Origin of the sequence: Cellulosimicrobium sp. 4261 (genome assembly GCF_040546915.1) — a bacterium.
Classification (GTDB): domain Bacteria; phylum Actinomycetota; class Actinomycetes; order Actinomycetales; family Cellulomonadaceae; genus Cellulosimicrobium; species Cellulosimicrobium cinnabarinum.
Genome location: NZ_JBEPOQ010000016.1, coordinates 12990 through 37712, shown reverse-complemented (window position 1 = coordinate 37712; position 24723 = coordinate 12990). Strand labels below are relative to the sequence as shown.

At 75.3% G+C, this 24723-nt stretch carries 22 protein-coding genes and 1 tRNA gene; 12 read left to right on the top strand and 11 right to left on the bottom strand.

All coding sequences use genetic code 11. The annotated features are described in order from the left end of the window. Positions 1-325: 325 nt before the first annotated feature. Together ABIE39_RS16340 and ABIE39_RS16335 are read left to right on the top strand one after the other, a co-directional pair. A complete protein-coding gene (locus ABIE39_RS16340) occupies positions 326-2383 on the top strand; it encodes a TPM domain-containing protein (RefSeq protein WP_354052595.1) in 2058 nt (685 codons plus the stop codon). An 88-nt stretch (positions 2384-2471) separates the two neighbouring features. Then, positions 2472-3275: a PspA/IM30 family protein gene (locus ABIE39_RS16335; RefSeq protein WP_061268042.1), complete on the top strand. Its 804-nt coding sequence runs from the start codon at positions 2472-2474 to the stop codon at positions 3273-3275. A 12-nt stretch (positions 3276-3287) separates the two neighbouring features. Here the strand turns inward: ABIE39_RS16335 and ABIE39_RS16330 are convergent, their stop codons facing one another. Then, the gene (locus tag ABIE39_RS16330) at positions 3288-4046 is read right to left on the bottom strand and encodes a glutamine amidotransferase-related protein (protein ID WP_175009049.1); all 759 of its coding nucleotides are present in this window, start codon (positions 4044-4046) and stop codon (positions 3288-3290) included. 121 nt (positions 4047-4167) lie between these two features. On the opposite strand from ABIE39_RS16330, the gene ABIE39_RS16325 reads away from it, so the two are divergent. Further along, on the top strand, positions 4168-4767 hold the full coding sequence (locus tag ABIE39_RS16325; RefSeq protein WP_175008990.1) for an NYN domain-containing protein: 600 nt from the start codon (positions 4168-4170) through the stop codon (positions 4765-4767). Positions 4768-4792: 25 nt separating this feature from the next. Here the strand turns inward: ABIE39_RS16325 and ABIE39_RS16320 are convergent, their stop codons facing one another. Next, complete coding sequence (locus ABIE39_RS16320; protein WP_175008991.1) at positions 4793-6022, bottom strand: DNA glycosylase AlkZ-like family protein; 1230 nt, start codon at positions 6020-6022, stop codon at positions 4793-4795. 114 nt (positions 6023-6136) lie between these two features. Between ABIE39_RS16320 and ABIE39_RS16315 the strand changes: the two genes are divergently transcribed. The 4 genes from ABIE39_RS16315 (at position 6137) to ABIE39_RS16300 (ending at position 9960) form a co-directional block, all read left to right on the top strand. Beyond that, complete coding sequence (locus ABIE39_RS16315; protein ID WP_043654159.1) at positions 6137-6874, top strand: response regulator transcription factor; 738 nt, start codon at positions 6137-6139, stop codon at positions 6872-6874. Continuing rightward, positions 6871-8574, top strand: coding sequence for an ATP-binding protein (locus ABIE39_RS16310; protein ID WP_175008992.1), 1704 nt, complete (start codon positions 6871-6873; stop codon positions 8572-8574). The genes ABIE39_RS16315 and ABIE39_RS16310 overlap by 4 nt, the downstream gene beginning before the upstream one ends. A 233-nt stretch (positions 8575-8807) precedes the next feature. Beyond that, positions 8808-9539: a hypothetical protein gene (locus ABIE39_RS16305; RefSeq protein WP_175008993.1), complete on the top strand. Its 732-nt coding sequence runs from the start codon at positions 8808-8810 to the stop codon at positions 9537-9539. Positions 9540-9666: 127 nt separating this feature from the next. After that, positions 9667-9960: a WXG100 family type VII secretion target gene (locus ABIE39_RS16300; protein WP_108049475.1), complete on the top strand. Its 294-nt coding sequence runs from the start codon at positions 9667-9669 to the stop codon at positions 9958-9960. Between the two features lie 111 nt (positions 9961-10071). Here ABIE39_RS16300 and groL read toward each other — a convergent pair whose 3' ends face one another. Next, on the bottom strand, positions 10072-11697 hold the full coding sequence (groL, locus tag ABIE39_RS16295) for a chaperonin GroEL (protein WP_043654162.1): 1626 nt from the start codon (positions 11695-11697) through the stop codon (positions 10072-10074). A 289-nt stretch (positions 11698-11986) separates the two neighbouring features. Here groL and ABIE39_RS16290 point away from each other — a divergent pair, with 289 nt between their 5' ends. Next, positions 11987-13447, top strand: coding sequence for a glycoside hydrolase family 15 protein (locus ABIE39_RS16290; protein ID WP_502914884.1), 1461 nt, complete (start codon positions 11987-11989; stop codon positions 13445-13447). Positions 13448-13488: 41 nt separating this feature from the next. Here ABIE39_RS16290 and ABIE39_RS16285 read toward each other — a convergent pair whose 3' ends face one another. The 4 genes from ABIE39_RS16285 to ABIE39_RS16270 form a co-directional block, all read right to left on the bottom strand. Next, positions 13489-14994 (bottom strand): phytoene desaturase family protein, encoded by a 1506-nt coding sequence (locus ABIE39_RS16285; RefSeq protein WP_354052592.1) that lies wholly within the window; start codon positions 14992-14994, stop codon positions 13489-13491. A 19-nt stretch (positions 14995-15013) separates the two neighbouring features. Beyond that, positions 15014-15217 (bottom strand): cold-shock protein, encoded by a 204-nt coding sequence (locus ABIE39_RS16280; RefSeq protein ID WP_021482750.1) that lies wholly within the window; start codon positions 15215-15217, stop codon positions 15014-15016. A gap of 184 nt (positions 15218-15401) precedes the next feature. Beyond that, positions 15402-16052 (bottom strand): LytR C-terminal domain-containing protein, encoded by a 651-nt coding sequence (locus ABIE39_RS16275; protein ID WP_043654168.1) that lies wholly within the window; start codon positions 16050-16052, stop codon positions 15402-15404. 79 nt (positions 16053-16131) lie between these two features. Beyond that, positions 16132-16452, bottom strand: coding sequence for a DUF3263 domain-containing protein (locus ABIE39_RS16270; protein WP_021482752.1), 321 nt, complete (start codon positions 16450-16452; stop codon positions 16132-16134). A 230-nt stretch (positions 16453-16682) separates the two neighbouring features. Here ABIE39_RS16270 and ABIE39_RS16265 point away from each other — a divergent pair, with 230 nt between their 5' ends. Together ABIE39_RS16265 and ABIE39_RS16260 are read left to right on the top strand one after the other, a co-directional pair. Then, positions 16683-17342, top strand: a complete 660-nt coding sequence (locus ABIE39_RS16265; RefSeq protein WP_354052643.1) for a uracil-DNA glycosylase — start codon at positions 16683-16685, stop codon at positions 17340-17342. Between the two features lie 139 nt (positions 17343-17481). After that, the gene (locus ABIE39_RS16260) at positions 17482-18360 is read left to right on the top strand and encodes an SGNH/GDSL hydrolase family protein (protein ID WP_209829865.1); all 879 of its coding nucleotides are present in this window, start codon (positions 17482-17484) and stop codon (positions 18358-18360) included. Positions 18361-18490: 130 nt separating this feature from the next. Here ABIE39_RS16260 and ABIE39_RS16255 read toward each other — a convergent pair. From ABIE39_RS16255 to ABIE39_RS16240, 4 genes are all read right to left on the bottom strand, one after another. Next, positions 18491-18566, bottom strand: a tRNA-Thr gene (locus ABIE39_RS16255). Between the two features lie 117 nt (positions 18567-18683). Further along, positions 18684-19535 carry a DsbA family protein gene (locus ABIE39_RS16250; RefSeq protein ID WP_175008998.1) on the bottom strand — a complete coding sequence of 284 codons (852 nt, stop codon included), beginning with the start codon at positions 19533-19535 and terminating at the stop codon, positions 18684-18686. An 88-nt stretch (positions 19536-19623) separates the two neighbouring features. Continuing rightward, entirely contained in the window at positions 19624-20199 is a 576-nt protein-coding gene (locus ABIE39_RS16245; RefSeq protein ID WP_074808210.1) for a hypothetical protein, read from the bottom strand. Positions 20200-20254: 55 nt separating this feature from the next. Further along, the gene (locus tag ABIE39_RS16240) at positions 20255-21994 is read right to left on the bottom strand and encodes a serine/threonine-protein kinase (protein WP_354052589.1); all 1740 of its coding nucleotides are present in this window, start codon (positions 21992-21994) and stop codon (positions 20255-20257) included. A 216-nt stretch (positions 21995-22210) separates the two neighbouring features. Between ABIE39_RS16240 and ABIE39_RS16235 the strand changes: the two genes are divergently transcribed. Further along, positions 22211-23725, top strand: a complete 1515-nt coding sequence (locus ABIE39_RS16235) for an alpha,alpha-trehalose-phosphate synthase (UDP-forming) (RefSeq protein ID WP_354052588.1) — start codon at positions 22211-22213, stop codon at positions 23723-23725. Then, positions 23722-24576, top strand: a complete 855-nt coding sequence (otsB, locus tag ABIE39_RS16230) for a trehalose-phosphatase (protein ID WP_209829863.1) — start codon at positions 23722-23724, stop codon at positions 24574-24576. Before ABIE39_RS16235 ends, otsB begins: the two co-directional genes overlap by 4 nt. Positions 24577-24723: the final 147 nt, after the last annotated feature.

The window sequence follows — 24723 nt, the reverse complement described above, 5'->3', positions numbered from 1 at the left end:
TCGGCGTCGTGCAGTGACGGGTGGGGCTCCCGCGACGCAGGAGCGCGGCACCCGCCCGGCACGGAACGACGCCGGGGACCGACCAAGAACGCGGAGGACCTCGGCGTCGTGCAGTGACGGGTGGGGACCGCAGCGCAGCAAGGTACCCGGCCGGCACGGAACGACGCCCAGGGCCGACCACGAGCACCGGGACCTCGGCGTCGTGTAGTGACGGGTGGGGACCACCTCCCGTGCGATGGCAGGTGGGGATCGCCCGTCGTGCGGCGACGGGTATGGGCCCGCCGCACCGATTGCGGGTCCTGGGCGGCTGGGAAAGGATCGGGCCGTGAGCACGGCCGATCGTCCCTGGCACCCCCGCGCGGCCGGGGGCCGCGGCGCCCGCGCGTTCCTCGCCCTCGTCGTCTCGACGCTCGTCGGGCTGCTGACGTGCGTCGCCCTCGTCGCCCCGGCGGGCCTCGTGCACGCCGTCCCGCCGATGGACGTGACGGACGAGATCACCGACCCGTCCGGCGTCCTCGGGGACCGCACGGACGAGGTGCGCGCGGCGCTGGACCGCCTGGCCCAGGCCACGGACCTCCAGCTCTTCGTCGTGTACGTGGACGACCTCGACGGCATGGACGGCGTCGACTGGGCGAACGCGACGGCGAACCAGTCGGGGCTGGGGGTCGACGACCTGCTGCTGGCAGTCGGGACGCAGGACCGGCGGTACGGGCTGTCGTACGACAACAACGTCCCGCTGTCGGACGCCGAGCTGGACCGGATCACGTCCGCGGTGGAGGACGAGCTGCGCGCCGACGACTGGGCGGGTGCGGCCATCGCGGCGGCCGAGGTGGCGCGCGGGGCGAGCCAGGGCTCGGGCGGCGTGTCGTGGTTCTGGGTCCTGCTCGTCGGCGGCGTGCTCGTGATCGTGGTCGTGGTGGTCGCCCGCGCGGCGGGACGACGTCGCCGGGCCGCGACCGCCGTCGGGCCTGCGGACGACCCGCTCGCGGCGCTGCCCACGGCCGAGCTGGACCGTCGCGCGAGCGCCGCCCTCGTGGCGATCGACGACGCCGTGAAGACGTCCGAGCAGGAGCTCGGCTTCGCGCAGGCGCAGTTCGGGATCGAGGCGACGCAGCAGTTCTCCGCCGCGCTCGCCGAGGGCAGGCAGCGGGTCGCGGAGGCGTTCGCACTGCGCCAGCGGCTCGACGACGACCAGCCCGAGACGGAGCCCCAGGCGCGGCAGCTGATGGCGCGCATCGTCGCCCTGTGCGACGAGGTCGCGGACTCGCTCGACGCCCAGTCCCGCACGTTCGACGAGCTGCGCGACCTGCAGGCCCGCGCGCCGCAGGTGCTCGACGAGACCGACCAGCGCGCGACCGAGGTGCTCGGCCGCGTGGAGCCCGCGCGCGCGACGCTCGAGGCGCTCGGGCGCACGTACCCGTCGACGGCGCTCGCGTCCGTCGCGCAGAACCCCGAGCAGGCGCAGGCGCTCCTCACGGGCGCGCGCGAGTCGGTGGCGCGCGGTCGGGAGGCGCTCGCCGGCAAGGACCGGGCGACGGCCGTCGCGCTCGCGCGGGCCGCGCAGAACGCCGTCGGGCAGGCGGTGACGCTGCTCGACGCCGTCGACCGCGCGGGCACCGACCTCGCCGAGTCCGGTCCGCGCCTCGACCGGGGCGTCGCGTCGATCACGTCCGACATCGCGGACGCCGGGCGGCTCGCCCCCGGGGACCCCGCGGTCGCGCCGGCGCTCGCGGAGGCGCAGGCCGCCGTGGCGGCGGCCGGGGCCGCGCGCGACGGCGGCGACCCGCTCGCCGCGCTCCGTCGCCTCACGGACGCGGAGGCGGCGCTCGACGCCGTCCTCGCCCCGTTCCGCGAGCGGGCAGAGCAGGCGGCGCGTGCGAACGCGCTGCTGCGCGAGACCCTCGCGCGCGTCGACTCGCAGGTCCGCGCGACGAACGACTTCATCGAGACCCGGCGCGGCGCCGTCGGCCCGGAGGCACGGACCCGGCTCGCGGAGGCGATCCGCCTCCTCGGCGAGGCGCGCGCGCTCCAACCGACCGACCCGGTCTCCGCGCTCCAGCGCGCGCAGCAGGCCGACGCGCAGGCGCAGTCCGCGGCCCAGCGCGCGCAGCAGGACGCGTCGAGCTGGCAGTCGTCCCAGGGTGGCGGGTTCGGCGGGGGTGGCGGCAGCAACGTCGGGGGCATGGTCCTCGGCGGGATCCTCCTCGACTCCATCCTCCGCGGCGGGGGCGGCGGCGGACGCTCCGGCGGGTTCGGCGGCGGCAGCTTCGGCGGCGGCTACGGGGGTGGCGGGTTCGGCGGCGGACGCTCCGGCGGACGGTCGGGCGGACGGTCGGGCGGCCGGTCCTCGGGCGGGCGCTCCGGCCGCGGCGGACGCTTCTGAGGGCGGGCGGCACCTGACGCGCCGCACCACGGCACGACGGCACGACGCACACGACCAGCACGAGACGGCTCACCAGAGAGGGACGACCATGGCGGAGAAGCAGAGCATCTTCGGACGGATCGCGCAGCTCGCGCGCGCGAACATCAACGCGCTCCTGGACAGCGCCGAGGACCCGCAGAAGATGCTGGACCAGCTCGTGCGGGACTACACGAACAACATCGCCGAGGCGGAGCAGGCCGTCGCGCAGACCATCGGCAACCTGCGCCTCGCCGAGCAGGACTACAACGAGGACGTCGCCGCCGTCCAGGAGTGGGGACAGAAGGCCGCGGCCGCGTCGGCGCAGGCCGACCGGTACCGCCAGCAGGGCGACGCCGCGAACGCCGACAAGTTCGACAACCTCGCGAAGATCGCGCTCGGCAAGCAGATCGCCGCCGAGAGCGAGGTCCGCCAGGCCGAGCCGCTCATCGCGTCGCAGCGCGAGTCGGTCGAGAAGCTCAAGTCCGGTCTCGCGATGATGAAGGACAAGCTCGGTCAGCTGAAGTCCAAGCGTGACTCGCTCGTCGCGCGGCAGAAGAGCGCGCAGGCGCAGCAGACCGTGCAGGGCGCGCTCAGCTCGATCAACGTGCTCGACCCGACGAGCGAGATCTCCCGCTACGAGGAGATCGTCCGCCGCGAGGAGGCGCAGGCGCTCGGCCAGGCGGAGGTCGCGGCGTCGAGCATCGACGCGCAGTTCGCCGAGCTCGAGACGTCGGGCGAGGCCGTCGAGATCGAGGCCCGCCTCGCCGCGCTCAAGCAGGGCTCCGCGCCCGCCGCGCAGGTGTCGCCCACCCAGGTCACGCCCGCGATCGGTTCCGGGACGACCACCCAGGACGCCCCCTCGACCGACTGGTGACCTCGGCCCGGGTCAGGCGGGGACGCGTCGTCGGCTGACCCGGACCGCGGTGACGAACGACTCCGCGAGCCGGCGCCCGCCGTCGAGCAGCGCGGGGGCGTGCTCGTCGAACCCGGCGAGCGCCGCCGCGGTGTCGACGTCGTCGTACCCGGCGCACCAGGCCGCGAACCCGGCGCGCGACGCCTCGGGGTGGAACTGGACGCCGAGCGCGGACCCGAGGCGGAACGCCTGGTAGGGGTACATGTTCGACGACGCGAGCCAGACGGCCCCGGACGGGAGCTCGACGATCGCGTCGCCGTGCATGCTCGTCACGCAGCGCACCGGGTCGTCGCCCGTCGCGAGCGGCGCCAGCACCGGGTCGGTGTCCGCCTCGGCACGCCAGAACAGGCGCGTCGCGCCGACCTCGCGTCCGGGCGGTGCGGCGACCGCCACCTGTCCCCCGCCGGCGACGGCGAGGAGCTGTGCGCCGAGGCAGATCCCGAGCGTCGGGACGCCCTGCGTCGCGGCGGCGACGAGGGTCTCGCGCAGCGCTGGCAGCCAGGGGGTGCGCGCGTCGTCGTACGCGGACATGTGGCCGCCGAGGACGACGAGACCGTCGCCGAGCTCGTCGAGCCGGTCCGCGGCGGGGACGGGCTCGCCGTCGTGCGCCCGGACGACGCGGAGCTCCGCGTCGAGGAGGTCGGCGTAGGCGTCGAGCGTCACGTCCGGGGAGTTCTGGACGACCGTGAGCCGGACGGTCCCGGTCCCGGTCGTGGCGTCGGTGTCGTGCATGGTCACGAACCCTGACGGTACCCACTCGGGGGTGGGGCGACGCAAACACCCACGTCGTGGACAGCGCCCCGGGCTCACCCGGACGGAGCGCGGCGGGTCGCGCGCCGATAGGCTGACCGGCATGTCCGACCTCCAGACCTCCGACGGCCGAGCGCTGACGACGCCGCGCCGCACCTACCTCGTCGTCGACGGCGAGAACATCGACGCGACGCTCGGCATGAACGTCCTCGGGCACCGGCCCGCCCCGGAGGAGCGGCCGCGCTGGGACCGCATCGTGGACTTCGCGCGCCAGGCCTGGGGCCAGGACGTCACGCCCCTGTTCTTCCTCAACGCGTCGTCGGGCCAGATGCCGATGTCGTTCGTGCAGGCGCTGCTCGCGATGGGCTACCGCCCGATCCCGCTGTCGGGGTCGAGCACCGAGAAGGTCGTCGACATCGGTATCCAGCGCATGCTGGACGCGATCGCCGGCCAGCCGGGCGACGTGCTCCTCGCGAGCCACGACGGCGACTTCCTGCCCCAGGTCGAGACGCTCCTCGACGACCCCGACCGGCGCGTGGGCGTGCTCGCGTTCCGCGAGTTCGTCAACGTGCGCCTCACCGAGCTCACGGGCCGCGGTCTCGAGATCTTCGACCTCGAGGACCACGCGGGCGCGTTCACGGCCGTGCTGCCGCGCGTGCGGATCATCCCGCTCGACGAGTTCGACCCGATGCGCTACCTCTGACCGCCCGTGCCGCGGGCTCCGTCGCTCAGGCGTGGAGCTCGCGGTACAGCGGCGTCGGGAACGACGCCGTCACGCCGTCGCCCCCGAGGAGCCCTGCGATCCGCTCGGCCTCGGCCGCGACGGCCCGCTCGCCGTCGGAGCCGACGTCGTCGAGGAGACGCCACGCGGGCTCGCCGCCCGGGCGCACGACCCAGGCCCCGACGATCCGACCCTCCCACCAGACGGTCGCGCCCGCGTTGCCGATCGTGTCGAAGACGGCCGCCTTGTGCGCTCCCAGGTACCAGTCGCGCGCGGTCCAGCCCATCGTCGTCGGGTCGAGCGACGGCAGGAGCGCGACGTGGCCCTCGATGGGCACCTCGTCGGGGCCGGGCAGGTCCGTGCCGCGCAGCATGACGCCGGGGCGGGTCGCCTCGCCGTCCCGCGCACCGACCTCGACCTCCACCTCGACGACGTCGAGGCCCGCGAGCGCCGCGACCGTGTCGCGCCGGTTCCAGCCGGTCCACCACACGAGGTCCTCGACCGTCGCGGGACCGAACACGTCGAGCCAGGCCCGCGCCAGCGCGGTGCGCGCCGCGGCCTCGTCGAGCACGGGGATGCCGCCGGGGAACCAGTCGTCGACGGGCGACCAGACGTGCCGGTTGGACGACCACGTGCCCCGCGGCTCGCCGCGCACCACCGCGCCCTCGGCCGACAACAGGGCGAGGAGCTGGGACGTCATGGTGCGGCGCACGTCCCACGTCTTGGTGGTCGTGGGCAGGAACGCCGTGCGCAGCAGCGGCGCGGCCCGCGACAGGCGCGCGCCGTCGAGCGGGCCGTGCTCGGCGAGCGCGGCGTGGACCTGGGCCTCGACCGCGGCGAGGAAGGTCGCGGCGTCCTCGACCGGCGGGTCCGTGGGCAGGGTCGCGAGCTCCTTGAGCAGGCGGGTGCGCAGCCGCCGCGCGACGGCGAGGGCCGCCGCGGCGTGCACGACGGGCACCGCCTCGCGGCGCACGACGAACATCGTGCGGCGCATGGCGAGCACCTTGACGAGCGAGCGCCGCCGGAAGACGGCGTCCCGGACGTCGTCGAGCCCGAGGCCGGGGACGCGCGCGAGCACCGACAGGTAGACGCTCGGGGCGTCGGTCGCGTGCAGCGCGAAGAGCCGGTCCACGACGTCCTCCGGGCTCCGGGCCGCCGGCCTGCCCGGCAGGTCCGTGGCGAGAGCGAGCTGCTGCGCGACGAGCCGACGCCGCCTCTGGTCCACCGTGATCCGCACGGCGGCCATCCTGCCCCGGACCACCCACGGGCGCCCGGCCGGTGCCGCCCGGGTGCCACGTGCGGTCGAGCACGTTCCCAGGCGCCTCCCAGACCGCGGGAGCACACTGGACGCATGAGCACCACCCCCGAGGCACGTCTCGTCGTCGTCGACGACGAGCCGAACATCCGCGAGCTGCTGGCCACGTCCCTGCGCTTCGCCGGGTTCGAGGTGCACGCCGCCGCGGACGGGCAGAGCGCCCTGCGGCTCGTGCGCGACGTCGAGCCCGACCTCGTCGTGCTCGACGTGATGCTCCCCGACATGGACGGGTTCACCGTGACCCGCCGCCTGCGCGAGAAGGGCCAGCACACGCCCGTCGTCTTCCTCACCGCGAAGGACGACACGCGCGACAAGGTCACGGGGCTCACCGTGGGCGGCGACGACTACGTGACGAAGCCCTTCAGCCTGGAGGAGGTCGTGGCGCGCATCCGGGCCGTGCTGCGCCGCACGCACGCCGAGCCGGTCGACGACGCCGTCCTGCGCTTCGCCGACCTCGAGATGGACGAGGACTCGCACGAGGTGCGGCGCGCCGGCGTCGACATCGACCTGTCCCCCACCGAGTTCAAGCTGCTGCGCTACCTCATGCTCAACGCCGGGCGCGTGCTGTCCAAGGCACAGATCCTCGACCACGTGTGGCAGTACGACTGGGGCGGCGACGCGAACATCGTCGAGTCCTACATCTCCTACCTGCGCCGCAAGATCGACAACCTCACCGTGCCCGGCCCGGACGGCGAGCCCGTGGCACTGCCGCCGCTCATCCACACCAAGCGCGGCGTCGGCTACCTGCTGCGCCAGCCGCCCGCGGCGTCATGACGGCCGGCCCCGACCGCACGACGGCCGGGTCCCCGCCCGTCCCGCCCCCTCCCCCGCCCCCCGGGGCGACGTCGCAGCCCGGCCGTGCGGCGTCGGGCGAGTCCGGCGCACCCGCCCCCGGCGGCCCGACGGCGGAGCGCCCCTTCGGCCGGCCCGTCCCCACCGAGGGGTGGGGCTGGTTCGCGCGCGTGCCGCTGCGGGCTCGGCTCGTCGCGATCACCGTGCTCCTGCTGGCGGCAGGGCTCGGGCTGGCGTCGGCGGTCACGACGACCGTCGTGTCGAACTACCTCGTGCGCCAGGTGGACGCGCAGCTGGAACGCTCCGCAGCCGCGGTCGCGAACATCACCCTCAACGAGCGCGTGGGGGCGAGCTCTCAGCTGCCGAGCGACTACTTCGTCCTCGTGCGGCCCACCAACGGCGAAGAGGTCCCGCTGCGCTGGCCGCAGACCGTGTCGCTGTACGGAGTGCCCGAGATCCCCGCGATGTCCGACCCCGAGGTCGAGGCAAGCCTCGGCGAGCCGTTCACCGTGAGCTCCGAGGGTGGCGCCGAGCCCGCGAAGTGGCGCGTCGTCCCCTTCTTCTACGGGTCGAACGTGTCCAGCGCGCGCGAGGGGACCGCGTTCGTCGCCCTCCCGCTGACGGGCATCCACGAGACGGTCAAGGTGCTCGGCCGGGCGCTGGCGCTGTCCGCGCTGGGCATCGCGCTCGTCGGCGGCGCGGTCGCCTACCTCGCGGTCCACCGTGCGCTGCGCCCGCTGCGCGAGATCGAGGAGACCGCGGCCGACATCGCCGCGGGCGACCTGTCGCGACGCGTGCGCCCGGCACCGACGACGACGGAGGTCGGCTCGCTCGCGGCGTCGCTCAACGCGATGCTCACCCAGATCGAGGAGGCGTTCGCCGTCCAGGAGGCGTCGGAGGAACGGATGCGGCGCTTCGTGTCGGACGCGAGCCACGAGCTGCGCACGCCGCTCGCGACGATCCGCGGGTACGGGGAGCTGTACCGGATGGGCGCGCTCGACACCCCGGACAAGGTCGACGACACGATGGGCCGCATCGAGGACTCGGCGACCCGCATGGGCACGCTCGTCAACGACCTGCTCGCCCTGGCGCGGCTCGACGAGGGTCGGCCGCTGCGCCACGAGCCGGTCGACCTCGTCTCGCTCGCACGGGACTCCGCGCAGGACCTGCACGCGCTCGACCCGGCCCGCGACGTGCGGGTCGTCGGGCTCGCGCCGGGCGCGGACGCTCCGGCGTCGTTGCGCGTCGTGGGCGACGAGGACCGGCTGCGGCAGGTGCTCGCGAACCTCGTCGGCAACGTCGCGCGCCACACGCCGTCGGGCACGCCGGTGGAGATCGCGCTCGGGGCGGCACCCGCTCCCCCGTCGGACGACGCGCCGTCGGGCGACACCCGGGGCGGCGACGCTCCGCGCGGCGACCTCGCGCGGGGGGACGTCGCGCGCGGCGACGTCGCGGTGCTCGAGGTCCGCGACCACGGCCCCGGCGTCCCGACGACGCAGCGGGGGCGCCTGTTCGAGCGGTTCTACCGCGCGGACACGTCGCGCAACCGCTCGTCCGGCGGGTCCGGGCTCGGGCTGGCGATCGTCGCCGCGATCGTCGGTGCGCACCGCGGGCGCGTGTCGGTCCGTGAGACGCCGGGCGGCGGGCTCACCGTCCGCGTGGACCTCCCCCTCGGGTCCTGACGGCCCGCACCCCGCCCGACCTGCGGGTTCGCCGGCCCCCGCCCGCGACGTCGCGCCAAACGCTCCCCGGGCGTCCCGACGCGCCGCCGACTGCGGCTACGATGGCGGGTCGTCCCGCGAGACCTAGGCTGAAGACGAGGCCGCGCGGCGACGCGGGGGCCTCCGCGCCGGGCAGCACGCCCGGCGACGACGACCTCCGTCCTGCTCGTCTCCGTCGAAGAAGGCTGAAGTTCATGGGCGTCAACAGCGCCGACGCACCGCAGTGGTTCCTCTCCTCGTTCGTCCGCAGCGCCCGGGGCGCCGGGGCGACCGCCCCGGACGACGAGATCCGCGCCGTCGGGCAGGGGCTGCTCGACCGCTGGGACCAGCCGGGACGCCACTTCCACAACCTGCGCCACCTGGCCGACGTCCTGGGCCGGGTCGACGAGCTCTCGCAGGAGACGCACGACCCCGACCTCGTCCGGCTCGCGGCCTGGTACCACGGCGCGATCTTCGACGCGAAGGGCGGCGCGACCTACGCCAACAAGGGCGGCGAGGACGAGACCGCGAGCGCCGCGCTCGCCGACGCCGAGCTCACGCGGCTCGGCGTCCCCGAGCCCGCGGTGCGGCGCGTCGCGCACCTCGTCAACGCGCTCGTGCGCCACGCCCCGGACGCCTCCGACTTCGACTGCGCGGTCCTGTGCGACGCCGACCTCGCGATGCTCGCGGCCGAGCCGCAGCGCTACAAGGAGTACCTCAAGGACGTGCGCGACGAGTACGCGCACATCCCCAAGCCCGACTACGTGCGCGCCCGCATCGCGATCCTCACGAAGCTGCTGGACCGGCGCACGCTCTTCTCGAGCCCGCTCGGCGCGGCCTGGGAGGAGGCCGCGCGACAGAACCTCGACGCGGAGCTCCAGCGCCTGCGCAAGGAGCAGGCCAAGCTCGCGGAGGCGTCGACGGCGTCCCCAGCCTCCGGCGCCTGAGCCGCCGTCCACAGGCCTGGCCTCCGCTCCCTCCGGCACCCGGGAGGTCGGCCTACCGTCGTCGCCACGCCCCGGTACCCACCAGGGCGAGGAACGGCCCCCGGGCCGAGGGACGACGGAGGTTCGGATGAGCCGGTACGAGGTGGACAGCGCGCGCGTCGCGCAGGCGAGCGCCGCGGTGAACGGGTCGGTCACGGCGATCCGTGCGGAGGTCGGCGCCATGATGCGGCACCTCACGGACCTGCAGGCGTCGTGGCGCGGTGGGGCGGCGTCGTCGTTCACGGGTGTCATGGCGCAGTGGCAGACGACGCAGACCCAGGTCGAGGTCGCGCTCGACGACATCACCGCCGCGCTCGGCGCCGCCGCGCAGACCTACGCCGACGCCGAGTCGCAGGCCGCGCGCCTGTTCACGGCACGGTAGACCCCGCCCGGCCGGGACCTCCTGGCAGGCACGACGAAGGCCGCCGACCGGGCGAACCCGGCCGACGGCCTTCGGTGTCCGACGGCTCCCGGTGACGGGAGCCGGGGCAGGTCAGAAGTCCATGCCGCCCATGCCACCGGTCGGGTCGCCCGCGGGGGCGGCCTTCTCCGGCTTGTCGGCCACGACGGCCTCGGTCGTGAGGAACAGCGCCGCGATGGAGGCGGCGTTCTGCAGCGCGGAGCGCGTGACCTTGACCGGGTCGTTCACGCCGGCAGCGAGGAGGTCCTCGTACACACCGGTCGCGGCGTTGAGGCCCTGGCCGGACGGGAGGTTGCGCACCTTCTCCGCCACGACGCCACCCTCGAGGCCCGCGTTGATCGCGATCTGCTTGAGCGGGGCGTCGATCGCGGCGCGCACGATCTGCGCACCGGTCGCCTCGTCACCCTCGAGCTCGAGCTTCTCGAACGCCACGGCACCGGCCTGGATGAGCGCGACGCCACCACCGGCGACGATGCCCTCCTCGACGGCAGCCTTCGCGTTGCGGACGGCGTCCTCGATGCGGTGCTTGCGCTCCTTGAGCTCGACCTCCGTCGCGGCACCCGCCTTGATGACGGCCACGCCGCCGGCGAGCTTGGCGAGGCGCTCCTGGAGCTTCTCGCGGTCGTAGTCGGAGTCCGACTTCTCGATCTCGCCACGGATCTGGTTGACGCGACCCTGGATCAGGTCGGCGTCGCCCGCGCCCTCGACGATCGTGGTCTCGTCCTTCGTGACGACGACCTTGCGCGCCTGGCCGAGCAGGTCCAGCGTCGCGTTCTCGAGCTTGAGGCCCACCGTCTCGGTGATGACCTGGCCGCCGGTGAGGATCGCGATGTCCTGGAGCATGGCCTTGCGGCGGTCGCCGAAGCCCGGGGCCTTGACGGCGACGGACTTGAACGTGCCACGGATCTTGTTGAGCACCAGGGTCGCGAGCGCCTCGCCCTCGACGTCCTCGGCGATGATGAGGAGCGAGCGGCCGGCCTTCATGACCTGGTCGAGGACCGGGAGCAGGTCCTTCACGTTCGAGATCTTGGACTCGACGATGAGGACGTACGGGTCCTCGAGCACGGCCTCCTGGCGCTCGGGGTCCGTCTCGAAGTAGCGCGCGAGGAAGCCCTTGTCGAAGCGCATGCCCTCGGTGAGCTCGAGCTCGAGGCCGAACGTGTTCGACTCCTCGACCGTGATGACGCCCTCCTTGCCCACCTTGTCGAGGGCCTCGGCGATGAGCTCGCCGATCGCGGGGTCGCCGGCGGAGATGGCGGCCGTGGCGGCGATCTCCTCCTTGGTCTCGATGTCCTTCGCGGCGTTGAGCAGCTGCTCGGTCACCGCGTCGACGGCCTTCTCGATGCCGCGCTTGACGGCGATCGGGTTGGCGCCGGCCGCGACGACGCGCAGGCCCTCGCGCACGAGCGCCTGGGCGAGCACGGTCGCGGTGGTCGTGCCGTCACCCGCGACGTCGTCGGTCTTCTTGGCGACCTCCTTGACGAGCTCCGCACCGATCTTCTCGTACGGGTCCTCGAGCTCGATCTCCTTGGCGATGGAGACGCCGTCGTTCGTGATGGTCGGCGCGCCCCACTTCTTGTCGAGCACGACGTTGCGGCCCTTGGGGCCGAGGGTGACCTTGACGGTGTCGGCGAGGACGTTGAGCCCTCGCTCCATGCTCCGACGAGCCTCCTCGTCGAAGGCGATGATCTTGGCCATGGGGAATGATCCTCCGCTGGTGGCGTATGGCGGTCGGCCGGCGCCCGCGACGGACGACCCGCGACGGCGGCGTTCATGTCACGCCGCCAGGGCGGGCCTCACCTGTCGACCTGGTGGGTTGCGCCGCACCCGCGTGAGCGGCTGCCTGCGCTGGTCACTTCTGTCACTCTCGTGACGAGAGTGCTAACGCCATTATTGGCACTCGCACGGTGCGAGTGCAAGACAGCGGTACGCCGCGCCGCCGCGTATCGCGAGGGGCGAAACCGCGCACCCCGCGACGCGCCCTAGGATGCGCGGTGTGATCCGCGCAACACCGTCGTGGCGCCCCCTCGCAGCCCTGGCCGGCTTCGTGCTGGTCCCTGCCCTCGGCCTGACCGCCGCGACCGCGGTCGCCGCGCCCTCGGGCGAGCACATCGACCTCTACCAGGACGGCGTCGCGGTGACGACCGGGCCCGACGGAGGCGCCGCGGTGCTGCGTCTCGCACCCGGCGTGGGCGCGACCTATCTCGAGGGCAGCCGCGTGCTCGACCCGGCGTCGCTCGACCCCGTCGCGCTCGCCGCGGGCGTCGACCCCGCGGACGGCGAGGCGGACCGGCTCGCCCAGGTCGCCGGGGCCCCGCTCGACGCGACGGCGCTCCTCGACCCCGCCCTCGCCCAGGAGACCGCCACCGCGTCGCGGGCGTGGCTCGCGTCCGGCGTCGTGCCGGGCGCGGGCGGGCCGTTCGCCGCGCTCGGCGAGGCGGCCCTCCTCGACCTGCGGGCCCTCACGCTCGACGACGGCGCCGCCCTCGCCGCGCCGTCACCCAAGTGGCGCTACGTCTGGCCGCGCGACGCCTCGTTCACCGCGGCGGCGTTCGCCCGCACCGGCCACGTCGACGACGCGCGCGACGTCCTCGGCTTCCTCGCGCGGGTCCAGGAGGACGACGGCTCGTTCCACGCGCGCTACCTCCCCGACGGCTCGGGGGTTCCCGACGACCGCGGCCTCCAGTCCGACGGCGTCGGCTGGGTCCTGTGGGCCGCGGACGTCGTCCTGGAGGAGACGCCCGCCGCGGACCGCCCCGAGGTGGCCGCCGAGCTGCGGCCGCTCGTCGACGCCGCGACGAGCCACGCGCTCGAGCTCGTCGACGGCGAGGACCCGCTGCCGCCGCCGTCGAGCGACTACTGGGAGGTCGAGCCCACGTCCCTCACGCTCGGCACCGCCGGTCCGCTGCTCGCCGGTCTGGAGGCCGCGGCGGACGTGTACGCGGCCGCGGGCGACGCGCGGCGCGCGCACGAGGCGACGCTGGCCGCCGCCCGCCTGCGCATGGCGGTCGAGCGCTCGTTCGGGTCCCAGGGCTACCCGCGCCACGTCACCGGGGGCGCGCGCGACGCCTCGACCGCGTTCGTGCTGCCCCCGTTCCAGCCGGAGCCGCTCGCCGGGGCGGACGAGGCCTGGCGCGCGTCCGTGACGGAGATGCTGCGCCCGGCGGGCGGGCTCGCGCCGGGCGCCGGCTGGCGCGCGGACGGCATCTCGTGGACGCCGCAGACGACGCTGTACGCGCTGGCCGCGGCCTCGTCGTCCGACCCCGAGGACCGCGCCGACGCCGAGGAGTGGCTCCGGTGGGTCGACGACCACCGCACCGCGTCCGGCGCGATCCCGGAGAAGGTCCTGGCCGACGGCTCGCCCGCCGCGGTCGCGCCGCTGTCGTGGAGCTCCGCGCTCGTCGTGCTCGCGCTCGTCGAGCTCGACACCCACGGCACCGCGGGCTGACGACCGCCGAGGCACCCGCACGGTGCGACGAGGCGCGCGCCCTACCGCGTGCCGACGCCGGTCGCCGTGACCGGTCCCAGCTGCGGCGCCTCCCGCACGTCGAACTCGCGTCGCAGCACCCGTCGCGCGGCGTACCAGCCGCCGAGGCCGTGCACCCCCGGACCGGGCGGCGTGGACGCCGAGCAGAGGTAGACGCCCTCCAGCCCGACGGCGTAGGGGTCGAACCGGGGCGTGGGCCGCGCGACCATCTGCCACATGCTCACGGCGCCGCCCGCGATGTCGCCGCCCACGTAGCTCTCGTCGTGCGCCGCCATCTCGGCCGCGGGGACGCAGCGCGACGCCACGACGACGTCCCGGAACCCCGGTGCGAACCGTTCGACCTGCGCGACGACGTCCTCCGTCACGTCGCGCGTCGACCCTGCGGGCACGTGCGCGTAGGTCCACAGCGGACGCAGCCCGCCCGCCCCGCGCCCGGGGTCGGCGACGGTCGGGTCGCTCACGAGCACCACGGGCCGGGCCGCGTGGCGGCCCGCCGCGACGTCGGCCTCGCTGCGCGCCATCTCGGCGCGCGTCCCGCCGAGGTGCACGGTCCCCGCGCGCCCCACCTCGGGGTCGGCCCAGGGGACGGGCCCGGAGAGCACGAGGTCGACCTTCGCGGCCGCGTCGCCGTGCCGGAACCGGCGCAGCGCGCCCTCGGCGCGCGGCGGGAGCCGGTCCGCGAACACGTCGGCGACGACGCGCGGCGCCGTGTCGAACACGTAGGCGCGGGCCCGCGGCAGGTCCTCGAGCGAGCCGACCCGGTGGCCCGTGACGACGTCGCCCCCGTGCGCGCGCAGGTCGTCCTCGAGCGCGGCGACGATCGCGCCGGAGCCGCCGCGCGGCAGCGGCCAGCCGCCCGGCGCGTGGCCGAGCGACGCCAGCAGCACCGCCGTCCCGGCCGCGGCGAGGGACGGGAGGCGGGAGATCGCGTGCGCCGCGACGCCCGTGAGGAGCGCGCCGGCCTCGTCGGTGCGGAAGCGCCGCGTCCACGCGGGGCTCCCCTGCTCGAGCACCGCCGCGCCGAAGCGGGCCGTCACACCAGCGCCGCCCGGCGTCAGCACACGCCCCGGCACCGACCGCTTGTCGCCGAGGGCGACCGCGACGACGTCGCGCCACCCCTCGGCGAGCGGGCCGAGCAGGGCGCGCCAGGCGGCGCCGTCGACCCCGAGCCGCTCGACCGTGCGCTCGACGTCGTGATAGGCCACGCCTGCACGACCCCCGTCGAGGGGGTGGGCGTACGAGACCTCGGGCGCGAGCAGCTCGACACCGCGCGCGCCGAGGTCGAACGCCTCGAAGAACGGCGAGGCCCACGCCATCGGGTGCACCGCCGAGCAGACGTCGTGCACGACGCCGTCGGCCAGCCCGAGGTCGAGCGTGCGGGCCCCGCCGCCCGACGTCGGCTGCGCCTCCAGCACGCGCACGGAGAGACCGGCGCGTGCGAGGGTCACGGCGGCGGCCAGGCCGTTGGGGCCCGAACCGACGACGACGGCGTCGAGGTCCTCCGTCACGCGACCCTCGGAGCCGGGCTCAGAGCGGCCGCACCTGCTCGGCCTGCGGGCCCTTGCTGCCCTGGCCGAGCTCGAACTCGACCTCCTGGCCCTCGTCGAGCGTGCGGTAGCCGTCCGTCTGGATCGCGCTGAAGTGCACGAAGAGGTCCTGTCCACCCGCTGCGGGCGTGATGAACCCGTAGCCCTTCTCGGCGTTGAACCACTTCACGGTCCCCTGAGCCATGTACGTCTCCTCGTGCATCGTCGCCCGCGAGGCGACCGCCGCCCCGTGGTAGCCCGAGCCTAGCCCGCGGGCGGCGTGCACGGAAGGTCGAACGGCACGTGGCGACAGCTCGGGTTCCAGGGCCGAACGAGCAGGTCACGCGGGTAGTGCGCTCGGGTCGAGCACCCCGGTCGGGGTGGACCGGTCAGCCGACCGGTGCCAGCTCGGACTTGATGATCACCGCGACGTCGCCCTCGCGCAGGCTGTCGACCTGGACGACGTTCTCCGCGGGGATCCCCAGCGTCGCGGCGACGGCGGCGGCGGTGTCGCTCCGGTCGGGCACGTACCAGACCGTGGTGGCGTCGACCGGCGCCGGCCCGTTCGTGTAGTCCGTGGCGACGGTGTTGCTGAAGCCCTGCGCGTCGAGGGCATCCTTGCCCTTGGCCGCCTCGCCTCCGATGCCGCTGTCGTTCAGCACGCGGACGTAGGCACTCGGGTCGGCCGCCGCCATGAGCGTCGCGAGGTCCGGGGTCTCGGGGGTCTCCTCGGTCGCGGGCGGCTCCTCCGTGGCCGGGGGCTCCTCGGTCGCCGGAGGCTCCTCCGCCGCGGGCGGCTCCTCGGTCTCCGCGGGCGGCGGCTCCGTGGACTGCGCCTGCGGCGGGTCGTCCGTGGCCCCGTTGTCGGACAGCAGCGCGACGCCCCCGTACGCGAGGCCGGCGAAGACGACGGCGACCAGCAGGAACGGCCACGTCTTGCTCCACCCGCTGCGCGGCGTGCGGTGCACCCCCACGGGCGCACCCTGCGGCGCGGGCGCGTCGAACTCGTCGGGCGCGTAGGGGTAGCGGCTCTTCGTCACGGCGACAGGGTAGCCCGGTCGGGGCTCTCGGCTAAACGCCCTGTTCGCCCGGACTTCACGCGCGGCCCGTCGTCCCGGGTCAGAGACCCTCGAGCCGGCGCGCCGTGCGCGCCCGCTGCCGGGTGGACCGCATCCGCCGCAGGCGCTTGACGAGCATGGGGTCGTGCGCGAGCGCGGCCGGGGAGTCGATGAGCGCGTTGAGCACCTGGTAGTAGCGCGTCGCGGACATGTCGAACAGCTCGCGCACCGCCTGCTCCTTGGCGCCCGAGTACTTCCACCACTGCCGCTCGAACGCCAGGATCTCCTGGTCCCGCTCGCTCAGGCCCGACGCCGGCGCCTCCGAGGTGGTCGGGTCGCCGACCGCGTCGGGTCCGTCGAGCACGTACGCCGCCTCGCTCATCGTTCCCTCCCTGCACTCTCTCGTCACCGGACCTGCGCACTCCCGTGCGCGCGGCCGCCTCTCAGCCTACGCACGAACCACACCCGTGTCATTCGTCCTCGCCGCACGCTGCGGACGTGCCGAGGACGCCGGTTAGGCTCGGGGCCGTGGAGAGCGCACCCGCCCAGCCCGTCGCCGTCGACCCGGTCGCGACCGCCTCGACGGCCGACCCCCGACCGGCCCTCGCGAGCATCATGGCGCCCGACTGGGCCGAGGCCCTCGCCCCCGTCGAGCCGCAGCTGCACGCGCTCGGCGACTTCCTGCGCGCCGAGGTGGCGGCCGGACGGGAGTACCTCCCCGCGCCGTCGGCCATCCTCAACGCGTTCTCGCGCCCCCTGGCCGAGGTGCGGGTGCTCGTCGTCGGGCAGGACCCGTACCCCACGCCCGGGCACCCGATGGGGCTGTCGTTCTCCGTGCAGCCGCACGTGCGCCCCGTGCCCCGCTCGCTCCAGAACATCTTCGCCGAGCTCGCGGACGACGTCGGCGCCCCGACCCCCGCGAACGGCGACCTGTCCGCGTGGAGCGACCAGGGCGTCATGCTCCTCAACCGGGTGCTCACGGTCCGGCCGGGCGAGCCCGGGTCGCACCGCGGCCAGGGCTGGGAGGCCGTCACCGAGGCGGCGATCCGCGCGCTCGTCGCGCGCGACGCCCCGCTGGTCGCGATCCTCTGGGGCCGCGACGCCGCGACCCTGCGCCCGATGCTCGGCGACACCCCCGTCGTCGCGAGCGCCCACCCGAGCCCGCTCTCCGCGCGTCGCGGGTTCTTCGGGTCGCGCCCGTTCTCCCGCGTCAACGAGCTCCTCGTCGCCCAGGGCGCCGACCCCGTCGACTGGACCCTCCCCACCACCTGACCTCCGCCCGCCCTCCCCCCTCCCCCCGCCTCCGCCGAGCAGGCGGTCCTGGCTCGTCCGCGTCGTGTGACGCGCCACGATCACCTGCTCGACCCGCCAGGAACGCCGCGTCGACGGCGCGCCGCCCCGCAGGAGCACAATGGGGCGGGTGACGACGCAGAACCCGACGACCACTCCCCTGGCCGGCGACACCGCCGACGCACGCCGACCCGACGACCCCGCTCCCCGCTGGTCGAGCTACGTCGCGATCGGCGACTCGTTCACCGAGGGCCTGTGGGACCCGTACCCCGGCGAGGAGGACCACCAGCGGGGGTGGGCCGACCTCCTCGCCCAGCACCTCGCGACCCGGCGCGTCGCCGCCGGCGAGGAGCCGCTGCGGTACGCGAACCTCGCGATCCGGGGGCGCAAGCTGCGCTCGATCCTCACCGAGCAGGTGCCGGCGGCGCTGGAGCTCCGGCCGGACCTGGTGAGCGTCATCGGCGGCGGCAACGACATCCTGCGGCCGAACGCCGACGTCGACCGCCTCGCGCGCAACCTCGAGCACGCGGTCTCGCGACTGCGCGGCGCGGGGATCGACGTGCTCATGGCGACGGGCTTCGACGCGTCGCAGTCGCCGCTCGTCGGCCTGACGCGGCCGCGCGTCGGCGTGTACAACGCCCACATCTGGTCGATCGCGCGCCGCCAGGGCGCGTACGTGCTGGACCTGTGGGGCATGCGCGCGCTGCACGACTGGCGCGTGTGGTCGGAGGACCGCATCCACCTGACCCCCGCGGGGCACGCCCGGGTCGCGCAGGCGGCGCTCGTCGCGCTCGGCCAGGCGCCCGACGACGCCGCGTGGGACGACCCGCTGGCTCCCCTCCCGCCCGCACCGGCCCTGGACCGCGCGCGGCAGAACGCGCAGTGGGTGCGCACGCACGTCGTGCCGTGGGCGCAGCGGCGGCTGCGCGGGACGTCGTCGGGCGACGGGCGGCTCCCCAAGGCGCCCGAGCTGCTGCCCGTCCCGCTCGCCGACCGCTGAGCGCGGACGACTTCGGCAGCGCCTGCCGAGATCGGCGCGCGCGACCACCGATCCGGGCAGCGACTGCCGACCTCGCGCAGCGCGCCGGCACGACGACGCCCCCGGCTCCGTGGAGCCGGGGGCGTCATGGTGGAGCCGCCTGTCGGATTCGAACCGACGACCGTTCGCTTACAAGGCGAGTGCTCTACCGGCTGAGCTAAGGCGGCGTTCCCGGGGCTGCCGGGCGAGCGAACAGACTACCTGCTCGCCCGGCGCGCCCCGGTCGGCGGCCCGCGCCGGTCAGGGCACGGGCGGCGCGGGTCAGGACTCGGACCCCGTGCCGGTCAGCCCTGGGCGGCGGTGACGGCCTGCGGGAGCGCGTTCGGGTCGCTCCAGTTGCCGTCCCACCGCTCACCGTCGATCGTGATCGTCGGCGTGCCGAACCCGCGCTCGCCGTGCAGCGACGTGTCCTGGTTCACGAGGCTCGACGCCGTCGCGACCCAGTCGCCGAACGTCTCGACGGCGGTCCCGTCCTCGATGCCGGCGGCGACGTCGGCCGGCACGCCCGCCTGCTCGGCGATGTCGGCGATCTGCGCGTCGGTCAGCGTCTCGCTGCCCTCGGCGGGCTGGTTCTGGAACATCGCGGTGTTGAAGTCGTTCATCGACTCGGGCGCACGGTCGGCGACCCAGGCCGCCGCGGCGGCGGAGCGGGTCGAGAACTGCTGCGACTGCGCGACGCGGTCGAGGATCGAGATCGGGTGCAGCACGACGGTCACGTCACCGGACTCGCGGAGCTGGTCGAGCGTCGCGCCGTTCGTCTCCTCGAACTGGCCGCAGATGGGGCACATGTAGTCGAGGTAGACCCCGACCTCGACGGCGCCCTCGTTCTGGGTCCCGGCAGCGCCGTCCGCGCCGATCGGGATGCCGCCGTCCTCGGCGTCGCTCGTGGCCGGGCTCGTGACGTCGGCGAGGTTGCCCGCCGCGACCGCGTCGATCGTCTTGTTCCGGTCGTTCATGGCCGGGATCCACACGGCGAGGAACACGCCGACGAGGACGAGGACGCCCGCGACGAGCGCTCCGATCGTGATGAGACGGTTGCGCTTGTCGCGCTTGGCCTGCGCCTCGCGCAGCGCGAGCGCCTCCGCGCGCGCGGCCTCGCGGCGCTGGGCCTTGGTCTGGGTTTCGTTGCTGGGCATGGTCGTCCTCCGAGGGAGTGCCGAGAGCTGGGGATGTGTCAGGGTGCGCGCCGACGGGGTCGCGCGGGCCGTGCGTCCGACGACGTCGTCAGACGAGCGCGACCTGCGGAGGCCCGCGCCGGGTGCGCACCACCGCGTCGGCGAGGTGGTGCAGCGCGGTGGGGACGGCGTCGGGCACCGGGCGCACGACGCGGCGCGCGGCCCCGACGAGCGACCCCACGGGGCGCAGCGCCCCCCGGAGCACGGCACGCAGCGAGCGCCCGGCCACGGTCACGACGGCGCGGGAGCGCTCGTGCGCGCGCCGCGCCCAAGCCGACAGGCCCCACGCGACGGCGGCCGCTGCCACGTGGGCCACGACGACGGGCAGCGCGAGCGCGCCCACGACGGTGACCATGGCGGCCGGGTCGCCCCCGAGCGCGGTGCCCGACGGGCAGTCCGGCGCCTCGTGGACGAGCGCGAGATGCATACCGGCGGCGCCCCAGACCCCCGGCACCGTCACGCACTGGTGCACGACGGCGTACCCGCGGTCGGCGAGGTGCGTCACGACGGCGGCGAGGAGGGTGAGGAGCAGGAGCGCGGGGCCGAGCAGACGGCCGGCTGCGGGCACGACGGACGTGCGCGTCACGCCGCGCGACAGGGCGCGCGGCACCGTCGTCCGGAGCACGGCGCCCATCCTACGCGTGCGGGCTGGTAGGGGGCTGGGAAGGGCCGGTGCCGTCTCAGCGGAGCGACGGCGGGCCGGGGAACGGCCACCAGGTCACGCCCGGGTCCCCCGCGAGGAGCACGAGGGACACGACCGTGAGCACGAGACCGAGGCCGACGAGGACGAGCGTCCCGGTGCGTCCGGGCGCGAGCCGCGCCAGGGCGGTCCGGGTCCCGTACCGCGTGAGGTGGGTCAGCGGCCCGACCCAGGCCAGGGTCACCGCCGCGACCGCCGCGAGGCACAGCAGGACGGTCGTCACGACGGGCGCGTTGCCGCCGTCGGGGCCCTCGACGACGACCCAGCGGTCGGACTCGAGGAGCCACCAGCCGGCCACGACGACGAGCACCGCGGCGCACGCCGCGACGAGGAGGGACGGGAGCGCGCCGGCGAGCGCGCGCACGACGTACCAGGGCGACGCCGCGACCGCGCGCACCGTGTCCCGGGACGAGACGCCGCGGCGCTCGCGCCGCGCGTGCAGCGACTCGGTCGTCACGCCGACGACGCGCGCGAGCACGACGAGCACCGACAGCACGACGAACGCCACGCCGGGGTACGTCGCGCCGAGCAGCACGAGCGGCACGGCGAGCAGGAGCAGCGCGGTGCGCCGCGCGGCGGGCACGGGGCGCACGTAGAGCGGTTCACCGTCCTCGCCGAGGGGCGGGGCGCCGAGGTCGTCCATGAGGTCGTGGCCGACCGGGACGGCCATCGTGCGGCCGTCGTTGACCTGCGCCTGCGACGTGGGCAGGGGCGGCGGCACGACCTGGGCCTGGCCGGTCCACGCGGACGCGCCGGTCCACGCCTGGGCCCCCGTGCCGCCGGGCACGACGGCGACGGGCGGCATCACCTGCGTCGGTCCGGTGGGCGGTGCGACCACCTGGGTCGCGGGTGCGGCGTCGCCGGTGTCGGCCGCGTGCCGCAGGGCGGCCACGACCTCCGTCGGCCCGAGGCGCTGCGCCGGGTCGGCGTGCAGCGCCCGACCGATCGCGTGCGCGGTGACGGGCCCGAGTCCGGCGAGGTCGGGGCGTCCGCTGCGCGCGCGGGCGAGCACGACGTCCGTCGGGCGCACGCCGAACGGCGCCCGCCCGGTCGCGGCGTAGGCGAGCAGGGCCGCCCACCCCCACCAGTCGGTGTCGACGCTGGGGGCGGCGCCCTCGAGCAGCTCGGGCGCCAGGTACCCCGGGGTGCCCATGACGAGGCCCGTGGACGTGACGCGCGCGTCCTCGAGCCCCTGGGCGATGCCGAAGTCGATGAGCACCGGGCCCCGCGAGGACACCATGACGTTGCTCGGCTTGAGGTCGCGGTGCACGACGCCGGCCGCGTGCACGGCCTCGAGGGCGGCGGCGAGCTGGTCGGCGAGCTCGTAGAGGTCCCACGCGTCGAGCGGTCCGCCCTCGGCGATCTCGTCCTCGAGCGTGGGGCCGTCGACGAGCTCGGTGACGATGAACGCGTCCGGGCCGTCGAGCTCGACGTCGAGGATCTGCGCGACCGCGGGGTGCCGCAGGCGCTGGAGGGCGCGGGCCTCCCGGCGCAGCCGCTCGCGGCCCTGCGCGGCGGCGTCGAGGTCGACGTGCGCGTGGAGGAGCTTGATCGCCACGAGGTTGCCACCGCCGTCGTGGGCGCTGTGGACGGTGCCCATGGCTCCGGACCCGAGCCGCGCGCCGATGTGGTAGCCCCCGACCTCGCTGCCGGGGGCGGGTCCGCGCGACGGCCCCCCGGCGACGTTCCGCGCCTCGACGCGCTGCGTGGGCTCCTCCATGGTGACAAGGTAGCGGCAGTGGACGGGCCGGCGCTGGAGGGTGCCGCCCCGACGGGCCCGGTGGGCGACCCGGCCCGGGGCGGCGTCCGGCACCCGACCGGCACCGGACGACCCGTCCATGCGCCCGACGAGCGGACTACCCTGGGCCGCCCAGGCGCGATTCATCGAAGCTCAAGGAGAGGTCCATTGACAGGCAAAGAGGGATTCGATCTCGTCGTGGTGGCCAACCGGCTGCCCGTGGACTTCACGGTCGGCCCCGGCGGTGAGATCGAGTGGAAGCGGTCGCCCGGAGGCCTGGTCACGGCGCTCGAGCCCGTCATGCAGGCGTCCGACGGTGCCTGGGTCGGCTGGTCCGGCGCGCCCGACCTGGCGAGCGAGCCGTTCGACGCCGACGAGATGCGCCTCGTGCCCGTGACGCTCTCGGCCGACGAGATCGAGCGGTACTACGAGGGCTTCTCGAACGACACGCTCTGGCCGCTCTACCACGACGTCATCTCCCCGCCCACGTACCACCGCACGTGGTGGGACGCGTACCGCCGCGTCAACCAGCGCTTCGCCGACGCCGCCGTCGCGCAGGCAGCCCCGGGCGCCGTCGTCTGGGTGCACGACTACCAGCTCCAGCTCGTGCCGCAGATGATCCGCGCCCAGCGCCCGGACGTGCGGATCGGGTTCTTCAACCACATCCCGTTCCCCCCGCTCGAGCTGTTCCAGCAGCTGCCGTGGCGCCGCCAGGTGATCGACGGCCTGCTGGGCGCGGACCTCGTGGGCTTCCAGCGCGCGGGCGACGCCGCGAACTTCATCCGCGCGGTGCGGCGGCTGCGCGCCCACACGACGCGCGGGCCGATCATCACCGTCCCGGGCGAGGACGGGCGCGACCGCCACGTCCGCGCCGCCGCGTTCCCCATCTCGATCGACTCGCGCCGGTTCGACGAGCTCGCCCGCACGCCCGAGGTCCAGCAGCGCTCGCGCGAGATCCGCGCCGACCTGGGCGACCCGGACATCATGATGCTCGGCGTCGACCGCCTGGACTACACCAAGGGCATCCGGCACCGCATCAAGGCGTACGGCGAGCTGCTGCAGGACGGCCGCCTCGACGTCGAGCACGCCACGCTCGTGCAGGTCGCGAGCCCGAGCCGCGAGAACGTGGACGCCTACCAGGAGCTGCGCGAGCACGTCGAGGGCGCGGTGGGCCGCATCAACGGCGAGTACGCGGAGATCGGGCACGCCGCGATCCACTACCTGCACCACTCCTACCCGCCCGAGGAGATGGCCGCCCTGTACCTGGCGGCGGACGTCATGCTCGTCACGGCGCTGCGCGACGGCATGAACCTCGTCGCGAAGGAGTACGTCGCGGCCCGCTCCGACGACCGCGGGGTGCTCGTGCTCTCCGAGTTCACCGGCGCCGCCGACGAGCTCTCGTCCGGCGCGCTCCTCGTCAACCCGCACGACATCGACGGGATGAAGGACATCATCGTCGCGGCCGCGCACATGGACCACCGCGAGCAGCGCAAGCGCATGCGCCGGCTGCGCCGCAAGGTCCTCACCGACGACGTCGCGCGGTGGTCCGAGTCGTTCCTCGGCGTCCTCACCGCCATGCCGTCGCGCGTCCCGCGGCGCCGCCCCGAGGACGACGAGCCGGGTGCGCCGCAGCACGCCCGCCAGGGCGAGCGGCGGGACGAGCGGCAGGACGAGCGACAGGACACCGACGCAGCGGTGGAGCAGGGCGCGTGACCGCGTCGCACCACCCGGCACCCCTGCCCGGACCCGTCGCCGAGGCCGTGCGCGCGTTCGCGGCGGACCCGCACGGCGCACCGGCCGCCCGGCTCGTCGCGCTCGACTTCGACGGCACGCTCTCGCCGCTCGTCGACGACCCCCTCACCGCGCGCATGGCGCCGTCCGCCCGGGCCGCCGTCGACCGGCTGGCCGCCGCGCTCGTCGGTACGACGACGCGCCTCGCGCTCGTCTCGGGCCGCAACCTCGCGGACCTCGCCGAGCGCAGCGAGCCGCCCGTCGGCACGTACCTCGTGGGCAGCCACGGTGCCGAGACGGGGCACGTGACCGAGGACGGGCTCGACGCCGTCCCGCTCGACCTCACGCCGGAGCAGGCCGACCACCTCGCCGCCCTGCGCGCGGGCCTGGCCGACGCCGTCGCGGGGCGCGAGGGCGCGTGGGTGCAGGAGAAGCCGAGCGCCGCCGTCCTGCACACGCGGCTCGCCTCGGCGGCGGACACGCAGGCCGCGGAGGACCTGGCCGACGCGGTGGCCGAGCGGCTCGGGCTGCACGCGATGCACGGGAAGGACGTCGTCGAGGTCGCGGTCGTCGAGACGTCGAAGGGCGAGGCGGTGGACCGGCTGCGCGACGTCGTCGGGCAGGACGCCGGGCGCCCCGACGCGCGCACGCGCGTGCTCTACGCGGGCGACGACACGACCGACGAGACCGCGTTCGCCGTGCTCGGCCCGGGCGACCTGGGCGTCAAGGTGGGCGACGGCGACACGCTCGCCGCGCAGCGCGTGCCCGACGCCGACGGGCTCGCCGCGGTGCTCGACCTCCTCGCCGACCTCCTGGAGCGCCGGGAGGCCTGACCCCGGACGGGGTCCGCCGGGCGCTCGCCCGGCGGACCCCGCCGCCCGCACCGAACCGCTACCGGATCGTGACCGACGCTGTGACGAAGCACTCAGGACCGGGAGTAGGATCGGGTCCACGATGACGTCGGGTCCCCTGCCCGTACC